The sequence below is a fragment of the Pigmentiphaga sp. genome, assembly GCF_019689535.1.
Taxonomy (GTDB): domain Bacteria; phylum Pseudomonadota; class Gammaproteobacteria; order Burkholderiales; family Burkholderiaceae_B; genus Pigmentiphaga.
In genome coordinates, this window is record NZ_JADGHH010000148.1 from 1 (window position 1) to 8,949 (window position 8,949).

Here is an 8,949-nt window from a genome sequence, read left to right on the forward strand (position 1 = left end):
TAATTCTAATTGCTAAATACGTTACAACAATCCGCATTTAATCGCAATTTTGGCACTTTCCGACTTGTGGTAGTGCATCAGCCTTGCTCCCGCCGGCCTCGTTATTCCTCGAGCACCGCTCCTCGCTCGCGGCCACGTGTTCATCGCCCCGCGGCTGGCGGGTCACGACCAAGATCCCTCCCGCAGCAATGAGGCCCGCGCCCACGTACGTCCAGGCGTCGAGCGCCTCTCCCCAAAATATCCACCCGAACAACGCAGCCCAAATCAGCCCCGAATAATCGAAGGGAGCCACCACCGCGGGCGGCGCCAGCCGGAACGCCTGCGTGACGAAGGTCAAGCCGAGCGTGCTGAATACAGCCAGGGCGGCCATGCCCGCGAATTGGGAGGCATCGATCGGTCGCCATACCCACGGCTGCAGTAGCGCGCTGGCAGCCTCGTGGGGAATGCTGTGGCAGACAATAGGGGCTCCGCTGGGATGAAGATGAGAACCCCTATCATAGTGGCGGCGGGGACGCGCCTCCTCCGTGCGGAGGAAACCGGCGGCCTCCCCGCAACCCCGCGTTTTGCGTACCGGAAAGATTCGCAGCAATGGTCCTCTTTACGTCAGCAACCCGCACCGGCGCACGGAGGAAAGCATGGAAGCATCCAACAAGAACCGTCGCTGCGCGTCCTTGTCCCGCTCGAGTTCTTGCCAGCGTGCGACCAATGCCTCCCGCGAAACATTGACGCCCTTGAGTGCGTTGTAGTTGGCTTGCGTGTGTTTATGGATGGCTTGGATTGCCTCCGGCCGGCGCTGGGCCTCATACAGGCTGAGCACCATGGCCGGATCGTCCCAGTGGCCCGTCAGGTGCCGGAATAGGCTAACCGCGTCGTGCAGGCCTCCGTTCAGGCCCATGCCTCCCTTGGGGTTATTGAGGTGCGCAGCGTCGCCGGCCAGCAAGGCGCGCCCCCTGCCGTAGGCGGCAGCCACGCGCTGGTGAACGGCATAGACCTTCTTTACCGCAATGTCGCGCGCATCGAAGCCAGCGATGAGCGGTTCCACCCGCGACCGGATATAGTCGCTCTCGAGGGCCTGCACATCATCGACCTGTTCCGGCAAAGGCAGGCTCAAGCGCCACATGTCCGGAATTCGCAAAATATGCGCGTAGTGCTCCGGGTCGGCGACGTAATTGACCGATGCCAGCCCCGGAATCAGCTGTGAGAGATCCGCCCGCGTCCCCAGGACCAAAATGCGCTCGGGATACGTGAATCCTTCGAAGGCAATGTCCAGGATGCGACGAGTCACTCCTCTCCCACCGTCCGCGCCGAACAGGTAGGAATAGGTCTCCTGCCGGGGGCTGCGCCCGTCGGTGACGGTCGCGGTGACGGCATCGTCGGCCATGGTAAAGCCCGTCAATTCCCAACCATATCGGACTTCGACGTTCGGAATCTTCTCTAGGGCACCCAGCAACCACTCTGACAACTTGAATTGCTCGCATTGCAGGCGATACGGGTGGCGCGTTTCATCCTCGATCAATGCATGGTCCAGCGTCGCGATAACGCCGTCGGACCATGTGCGGTATTGGACGATGGGGCACTTTATGCCACGTTCGATCAATGGCTGGGAAATGCCATAGGGCTCGAGCAGGTCGAGCGTGGCGGCATGGAAAGTGGAAGCCCTGTAGTCCTTCTGCAAGGCGGGATCCTTTTCCACGATCGTTACCCTGACACCGCTTGTTCCCAACAAGTATGCCAGGGTAAGCCCGACCGGGCCGGCGCCCGCAATCAGGCAGTTGGCTTGAGAACTTGACGACATGAATCAGACTCCAGTTGAAATGTAGGGACGCGAACTCGCGCTGACGGGCTTAATCGCGAACCGTCGCATCGAGCCGTTTTACGATGGCGCGAATCTTCTCGAACTCCTCGCGCACGAAGCCTTGGAATTGGTCGGCGTCCAGCGCTTCGACCTCGTACCCTTGCTTCTCCAAATCACTGCGGACCGCCGGGTCGCTGATGGTCTGGTTCACCGCACGGTTCAAGACGGCAATGACACTCTTGGGCGTGCCGCTGGGCGCCACGATGCCGTTCCACGAGCTAAACGAAAGATGGGCCACGCCCGCCTCCGTCGCGCTGGGAACGTCGGGCACTCGCGCAACGCGATTGCTTCGCGCCTGACGATCTCGAAGACGCGGCTTACGGCTGCACCGCCTTCGGACCTCAGGCTATGTGCAAGGTGAAGCTTCCAGCTCACGAGCGGGGACGAAACAGGAATGGCCACCAACCTCCCCTGCTCGACCGAATAGTTCCAGGAGGTACTCAAACTCAAGAGGGCCATGCCCTGCCCGTACTCCACCATGCCCCTGATCGTCGATAGGCCATCGGCCTCGAACACCACGTTGGGCTTGAAGCCGTGGCCCGCCGCCAGTCGCTCCACGAGGACCCTGACGACATCCGGCTTGCGCGGCAGAATCAAGGGCACGCGGGAGAGGTCCTGTACTGCGCAAACCCGCGGCGGCCCCTCGATGCCGAAGTGCTGGAGCGCCAATCCCGGAGAAGAGAAGAGCACCAACCGCTCCGACATGAAAGGGAGCACACGGAAGCCTGCGCCGAGATCGGCGTTGTACGTCAACGCAACGTCGGCCTCGCCCCGAACCATCCAGCCATGTACGTTCGCAGCAGTTCCCTCCAACAGGTTCAGGCGCACGCGCGGTATCTCGAGCCGGCATCGCTCGACGATCCTCGGAGCGATCAGTCCCGCGGAGCGGCGCGGCAAGGCAATGCTGACCTTGCCGGCGGGGACCTGGATGGCGTGAAGAACAGCCTTTGCATTGCGTACGCGTCAGCGTCGGCTCGTCCGGAAGCATCCCGCCTCTTCAAGAACGGGTTTGCCGGAAACCTCCAGGACCTGTGAACCGGCCTGGGCTGACACCCAGATCAGAAATCTCTACCGCGGGAATGTGTGCCGGGGTATCGAGCACGAACCGGCGCATCCCGTAGCGGCGCAATCCTTCATGGCACTACCCCGCCCGGACGAACTCATACGGCTTGTCGAACACCAGGTTTGCACCTTTCGTGCCCTGGACCACCTTCAGGGACATCCTGCCGACATGCTGGACTTCGATCGTCACCTCATCCCCGGGCAGGACCTTGTCCACGCCCGCCGGCGTTCCCGTGGCAATGATGCGCATCCTCGGGCGCAATCTGGCGCCCCTGCTTGCCAATGATCAGCGCGATCTCGCATTCGTGATGGACTTCCCGCCCCGGCAAAGCCGGCAGCTCAATTTCATCCTGCGGGCCGACCAACGACGAATTTGCCTTCAGGAAATAGCCTTGCACGCTGGCAAGCCCCTTGGAGGCCATTTCCTTGGCATGGTCGTGATAATTGACGGGGTACGCCATCAACTTGTTCGGCCACGGAACCGGAGTCTCCAGGCGAACGGCCTCTAGCGGCACGCCCGCCTCGGAAGCCAGCATTTCCTCGAACCTGGCACGATGCTGGGCAAAATCGCGAATCAAGCGATTGACGCCAACGGGAGGCCATTGTTCGCCGCCGAACTGCTCGGTCTCGTCGATGACCTTGGCGCCATCCGAGATTCCCAGGCGCCCATGGTTGAACCGCAGCACTTTCATGACGAAGTCATCCTCGCAACGTAATTATTTTCGATGCGTGGATTTAATCAGTGCCGCCCCCCCTTCACAAGGCAGGAGATATGAGCTATCTCGAAAAGAGAACCTTCGGGCTACACCCCTTTCCGCCGAGAGCACGACCGTAGCGAGGTCCTCCGGCGATGGGGCCGGCCAATTCGCAGGCCAACTTAGTGGGCTGGACCCCTGTCGACGTTTTGGTAAATAACGGATCACCGAAGTGGCGGCGCAGCTTTGCGAGGTCGTAGCTCACCATGGATTGGCTGCGCCCTAGCTTTTCTGCGGCCTTGCTGACGCTGCGGCAGTCGAAAACATGCTTGAAAACGAGTAGTAGATTCAGGTCGATGTTTTCGATGCCGGATTTCATGGCTGTCTCTATTCTTCTTTCTTGGGTAACGTGGCAAGCCGGAAGGCGAGTAACGCCGACACCGTCAGGAAGACCTGAACCACGCCGCAGGAGATAGCAGGATCCGCGCCATACCCGACCAGCATGGTTCCGATCGCCCCCGCCCCCATCTGGCCGAAACCGTACAGCCCCGCAGCCGACCCGATCAAGCCCGGGGCCACGGACAGCGCCCGCGACAAGGCGGCGGGACTGGACAGCCCGCAACCGACGGTGAGCGTGAAAGTGATGGCGATCAACCACGGAATGTTCAGCCAGCCCAGGGATTGCACGATCAGCAGCAGGCAGGCCATCGTCAAACTCAAGCCGGCGCCCGCGTATAAGAAGCGCTCGACTTTGATGCGGCCCACCAGGCGCCGGGTGAGCGCCGACCCCATGCTGGCGCCCACGATGGTGACCGCAGCGAACCAGCCAATGTGCGAGATGGGCAAGTGCAACTGTTCGTGCACGATGTAGGGCGCCGAGGCGAGATACGGATAAAGCGCAGTGCTGGAGCATGCGCCGCCCACCGCGAATCCGACAAAGCGCCGGTTGCTCACCAATCGGGCGTAGTCCTTGGCAATGGTGCCGAAGGCCAACGAGGCCCGGTTCAGGTTGGTTTCCGGCAGGAGCTTCCAAGCACACAGCACCATCACGCTGGCGATGCTCACCAGGAATACGTACACGGCGCGCCAGCCGAAGCTGTCGGCTAGGAAGGATCCGACGATGGGAGAAAGGCCCGGCCCGACCAGCGTGAGCAGATTGAGCAGCGCGAGGTCTTTCGTGGCGCGTTCGGGCGTGGAGATGTCGCGCACGATCGAACGCCCGAGCGTGATGCCAGCAGCGCCCCCGAGCGCCTGCACGAGCCGTGCCGCCAGTAGCCACTCCAGCGACGTCGCGAACAAGGCGAAAACGCTTGCGGCGAAGTACAGCCCCAATCCGGCCAACAGCGTCGGGCGGCGACCGATCGTGTCGGAAATGGGACCGTAGATCAATTGGCCGAATGCCAGGCCGAGGACGTACAGGGTAATGGTCTGCTGCATCCCCGAAGGGCTCGCGCCCAGGTCGGCTCCCGCCAGCGGCAAGGCAGGCATGAAAATGTGCATGGCCATCGTGCCGCTCAACGTGACCAGCACTAGCAGCCACAGCGGCGCCCGGACGGCGGGGGCGAAGGGTTGGCCCGCGGCGCTCATTCCTGCACCTCGAAACGGCGCACGATCTTGCCCAGCACCTCACGGGTAGTCTGGAGCTCCTCGGCCGTCAGCCCCTCCAGGATGCGGGCTTCGATCTCCATGCTCTTGGCCACGATGCGCTCAGCCAGGCGCCGGCCCTGTAGCGTGAGGCGGATGGATTTCGCACGACGGTCATCCTCAGCGGTTTCCCATTCCACCAACCCCATGTCGCGCAATTGCGTCAGGATCCGCACGAGCGACGATTTCTCCAGCGACAGGCGCTCGGCCAAATCCTTTTGGCGAACGGCTTGGACCGGCCACTCGACGAGCGCAAGCAATGGGGCGCACGTGGCATCCGTGAGCCCCATGGCCTTGAAATCCTGGGTCACCTCGCGGCGCCATTTACGAAACACCGCGCCGATCAGGCTGCCGAAACGCGCATGGGCATGCGGCTCGCCTGGCGATGAAATGGAAGAATTAGGTTGCATGCGAACCATTTTTCCTCAAAATTAGTTCGCATGCAACCTATTAGGCAGCAGCCTGGCTAGCCCGCGAGATGGGCCACATTCGCCATGCGCGACACTCGACCGTCACCTCAACGAGAGCGATGACGCCTTGCGCTAGTTCAGTTGGGCTGCAATCCGATCTGGCGGATGATCCTGCCCCACGTCTCCGTCTCGCTCTTGAGCTGCTCTCGCAACACCTGCGGCGAACCGGGGCTCGGACGGGCATTCATGCGATGCAAGCGGGCAACGGTTTCCGGATCCGAGATGGCCTGGATACTGGCTTCGTTCAGGCGGGCCACCACATCGGTAGCCAGCCCTGCCGGACCGAAGACGCCCCACCATGACCCGAGGTTCAGCTCGGGGAGCGGCAACCCGGTCGCCTCGGACAAAGTGGGAATTTGCGGATATTGCTGCGACCGCTCGGTCCCCGTGATCGCCAGGGCGCGCAAATGGCCCGATTCCAGATAGCCCTCCGTGCCGCTGAGCCCCGTCATGACCATGGAAATTTGCCCTCCTGCCAAATCGGTGACGGCGGGCCCGGAGCCTTTGTAAGGCACCTGGCGGATCTCTACCTTGGCGGCGAGCTTGAACACCTCGAATCCCAAATGCCCAAGATTGCCGTTCCCCGCCGTCCCGTTGGTCAGTTCGCCGGGATGGGCATGCGCAAAGTCGATCAAATCGCGTACCGACTTGAACGGCGTTTTGTTGGGATTGACCAGCAAAGCGAGCGGCGCATGGCCAACGGGAACGATGGGAGTCAGATCCCGCATGGGCTGGAACGGCATGTCGCGGACCAAGCTGGGGTTAGTGGCCAGCGTCAAATCGCCGAACAAGAGCGTGTAGCCGTCGGGCTTGGCGCGCACGACCTCCATCCCGCCAATATTGCCGTTCGCCCCCGGCTTGTTGTGGACGGCAATGGTCTGCCCCAGGCGGCGCCCCAAGGCCTGGGCATACTGGCGCGCGAGCAGATCCGTGGAGCCGCCGGGCGCATAGGGAACGACCAGGTTAATCGTGCGCGAGGGATAGGGGTCGGCTGCCCACGCACCAGGGACGGCATTCAGGCTCAGCAGCGCGCCGGCGAGCGCAAGGACGCGACGCCGAATAGGAGGACGGGGGTTCATGGTCTCGGAGCAGGGTTGTTGTTTGCGCCGATTCTAAGGAAGCGTCACCCCCGCGCCATTCCGAAATGAGATGGGTCATATCACGCTTACCAGGCCATCAGGCCTGGCCGCAGGCCCAATAATAGGAGACCGAATCCGTCCACTGATGTGCCATGCCTCGTCTCAAACTCACCTTTGCATGTGGTCGCTTCGACCGAATGGAAGCTTTACGCAGCGGCGAAGTCCAACCCGAAGGCATCGAGTTGAATTACATCCCCATCGAAGACTCGCGCGAAACCTTCGATCGCATGGTAGGTGGCCTTGAGTTCGACGTGTCGGAACTCTCGAGTTCCGAATTCATCACCATGACGGCACGCAAGCAGTGCCCGTTCGTCGCCCTGCCGGTATTCCCGTCGCGCGCCTTCCGGCACGGCCACATATACGTCAACCGACGAGCCGGGATCCAGGCGCCACGGGACCTGGCCGGGAAACGCATCGGCGTCACGCTGTACACGCAAACCGCCGCAATCTGGATACGCGGCCACCTCATGCACCAATATGGCATTGACCTGAGCGGGGTCCACTGGGTACAAGGTGCCGTCGAGAAAGCCGGCCCCCATGGCCAGCCGCCCGTTGTTCCCCTGCCGCCCGGCGTATCCATCGAGCAGAACGAAACGCCCTATTCGCTGAGCGAGCTATTGGCGCGTGGAGACATCGACGCGCTGATCGGCTCACGCAAACCGGAATCGCTCGACACCAGTCCGGACGTTGCACGCCTCTTTCCCAACTATCGCGACGTAGAGCGCGAATTCTACGAAGAAACGGGCATATTCCCGATCATGCATCTCGTTGCCATGCGTCGCGAACTCTACGAGGCGCATCCCTGGGTGGCCAGCAGCCTGTACAAAGCGTTCGTGCAATCGAAACGATTGGCGATGCGCCGGCTGCGCTTCTCCGGCACGCTGGCAACCATGTTGCCATGGCAATGGAATGACGTGGAGGAGATCGACGAGGTTTTCCACGGCGATGCCTTTCCCTACGGCGTAGACGCCAACCGCACCACGCTGCAAGCGCTTGTCCAGTACATGCACGAGCAGCGTTTCATTCCCGAGCCTGTGGCCATTGACGATCTCTTCGTCCGCCTACCCCACGACCTCGGTACCTGATTCATACCGTTTTTCTGAAGACATCCATGGACAAATTCAAGACAACGATGCTGCGCATGATAGGCGCCATCGGCGGTCTGGCCGCATTGACGCCGGCCTACGCCCAAGCTTCCTTCCCTGACCGGGCCGTCACCCTCGTCGTCCCATACGCCCCCGGCGGGCCGACGGACATCCTCGCCCGGCAGCTGTCTGCCGAGCTGAGCAAGACCCTTGGTCAACCCATCGTGGTCCTGAACAAGCCGGGCGCCAATGGGAATATCGGCGGCATGGAAGTCGTACGTGCGAATGCGGACGGCTATACGCTCTTGTTCGGCGACCTGACCCTCGCGACCAACCCGAGCTTGATGCGGGAAATGCCCTTCGATCCGCTCAAGGACTTGCGCGCCGTCGCATCGGTAGGCATTGCGCCCCTTGCCCTGGTGGTGCACCCTCGCGTTCCCGCCAAGAGCCTGCCCGAGCTCGTCGCCTACGCCCAGGCCAATCCTGACAAGCTGACCAATGGCACCGCAGGAAACGGCAACCTGACCCACCTGGCAGGCGAAGTCCTGAAAAAAGCCGCCGGCATCACCATGCAGCAGATTCCCTACAAGGGCTCGGGCCCGGCCTTGACCGACCTGCTGGGCGGGCAGATTTCCATGGTCATCACCGGGCTGAGCAGCTCAATCGGTTACATCAAGGAAAATCGCGTACGTCCCCTCGCCATCACGGGCACGAAGCGATCCCCCCTGCTCCCTGACGTGCCGACCTTCTCCGAAGCGCTGGGCAAGCCGATGCCCGAATTGGCCCTCGGTTCTTGGTGGGGCGTTTTCGCACCGGCAAAAACCCCCGACACCGTGGTACAAAAGCTCAATGATGCGATAAACGCAACATTGCGCTCCCCCGCGCTCACCCAGCGCCTGGCTGACCCGGTGCGCGACAAGCCCCGCCGTTCAGGGCGGGGAAGGATAGCGCGGACGGCGCAGCCGTCCTTGTCTTTGGGTTTCAGTGTGGGGTTTGCTG

At 62.1% G+C, this 8,949-nt stretch carries 11 protein-coding genes and 1 pseudogene; 2 read left to right on the forward strand and 10 right to left on the reverse strand.

Features of this window, described 5'->3' with window-relative positions; all coding sequences use genetic code 11:
- Positions 1-37: 37 nt before the first annotated feature.
- From IRZ12_RS12795 to IRZ12_RS12835, 10 genes and pseudogenes are all read right to left on the reverse strand, one after another.
- Positions 38-589 carry a DMT family transporter gene (locus IRZ12_RS12795; protein ID WP_296469011.1) on the reverse strand — a complete coding sequence of 184 codons (552 nt, stop codon included), beginning with the start codon at positions 587-589 and terminating at the stop codon, positions 38-40.
- 9 nt (positions 590-598) lie between these two features.
- Complete coding sequence (locus IRZ12_RS12800) at positions 599-1,795, reverse strand: FAD-dependent monooxygenase (protein ID WP_296469013.1); 1,197 nt, start codon at positions 1,793-1,795, stop codon at positions 599-601.
- A gap of 49 nt (positions 1,796-1,844) precedes the next feature.
- Positions 1,845-2,132, reverse strand: a pseudogene (locus tag IRZ12_RS12805) (Bug family tripartite tricarboxylate transporter substrate binding protein); the annotation flags it as partial.
- Positions 2,015-2,785, reverse strand: coding sequence for a LysR substrate-binding domain-containing protein (locus IRZ12_RS17580; protein WP_367181590.1), 771 nt, complete (start codon positions 2,783-2,785; stop codon positions 2,015-2,017). The gene IRZ12_RS17580 and the pseudogene IRZ12_RS12805, both read right to left, overlap by 118 nt.
- A gap of 211 nt (positions 2,786-2,996) precedes the next feature.
- Positions 2,997-3,134, reverse strand: coding sequence for a hypothetical protein (locus IRZ12_RS12810; protein WP_296469015.1), 138 nt, complete (start codon positions 3,132-3,134; stop codon positions 2,997-2,999).
- Positions 3,109-3,609 (reverse strand): fumarylacetoacetate hydrolase family protein, encoded by a 501-nt coding sequence (locus IRZ12_RS12815; protein ID WP_296469017.1) that lies wholly within the window; start codon positions 3,607-3,609, stop codon positions 3,109-3,111. Before IRZ12_RS12815 ends, IRZ12_RS12810 begins: the two co-directional genes overlap by 26 nt.
- An 85-nt stretch (positions 3,610-3,694) precedes the next feature.
- Positions 3,695-3,991, reverse strand: a complete 297-nt coding sequence (locus IRZ12_RS12820) for a LysR family transcriptional regulator (protein ID WP_296469019.1) — start codon at positions 3,989-3,991, stop codon at positions 3,695-3,697.
- A gap of 8 nt (positions 3,992-3,999) precedes the next feature.
- Positions 4,000-5,199, reverse strand: a complete 1,200-nt coding sequence (locus tag IRZ12_RS12825; protein ID WP_296469021.1) for a multidrug effflux MFS transporter — start codon at positions 5,197-5,199, stop codon at positions 4,000-4,002.
- Complete coding sequence (locus IRZ12_RS12830) at positions 5,196-5,666, reverse strand: MarR family transcriptional regulator (protein WP_296469023.1); 471 nt, start codon at positions 5,664-5,666, stop codon at positions 5,196-5,198. Before IRZ12_RS12830 ends, IRZ12_RS12825 begins: the two co-directional genes overlap by 4 nt.
- Positions 5,667-5,803: 137 nt before the next feature.
- A complete protein-coding gene (locus IRZ12_RS12835; RefSeq protein ID WP_296469025.1) occupies positions 5,804-6,805 on the reverse strand; it encodes a tripartite tricarboxylate transporter substrate binding protein in 1,002 nt (333 codons plus the stop codon).
- A gap of 197 nt (positions 6,806-7,002) precedes the next feature.
- On the opposite strand from IRZ12_RS12835, the gene IRZ12_RS12840 reads away from it, so the two are divergent.
- Together IRZ12_RS12840 and IRZ12_RS12845 are read left to right on the forward strand one after the other, a co-directional pair.
- The gene (locus tag IRZ12_RS12840) at positions 7,003-7,950 is read left to right on the forward strand and encodes an ABC transporter substrate-binding protein (protein ID WP_296469027.1); all 948 of its coding nucleotides are present in this window, start codon (positions 7,003-7,005) and stop codon (positions 7,948-7,950) included.
- A gap of 26 nt (positions 7,951-7,976) precedes the next feature.
- On the forward strand, positions 7,977-8,949 hold a 973-nt coding region (locus IRZ12_RS12845; protein WP_296469028.1), incomplete at its 3' end, for a tripartite tricarboxylate transporter substrate binding protein.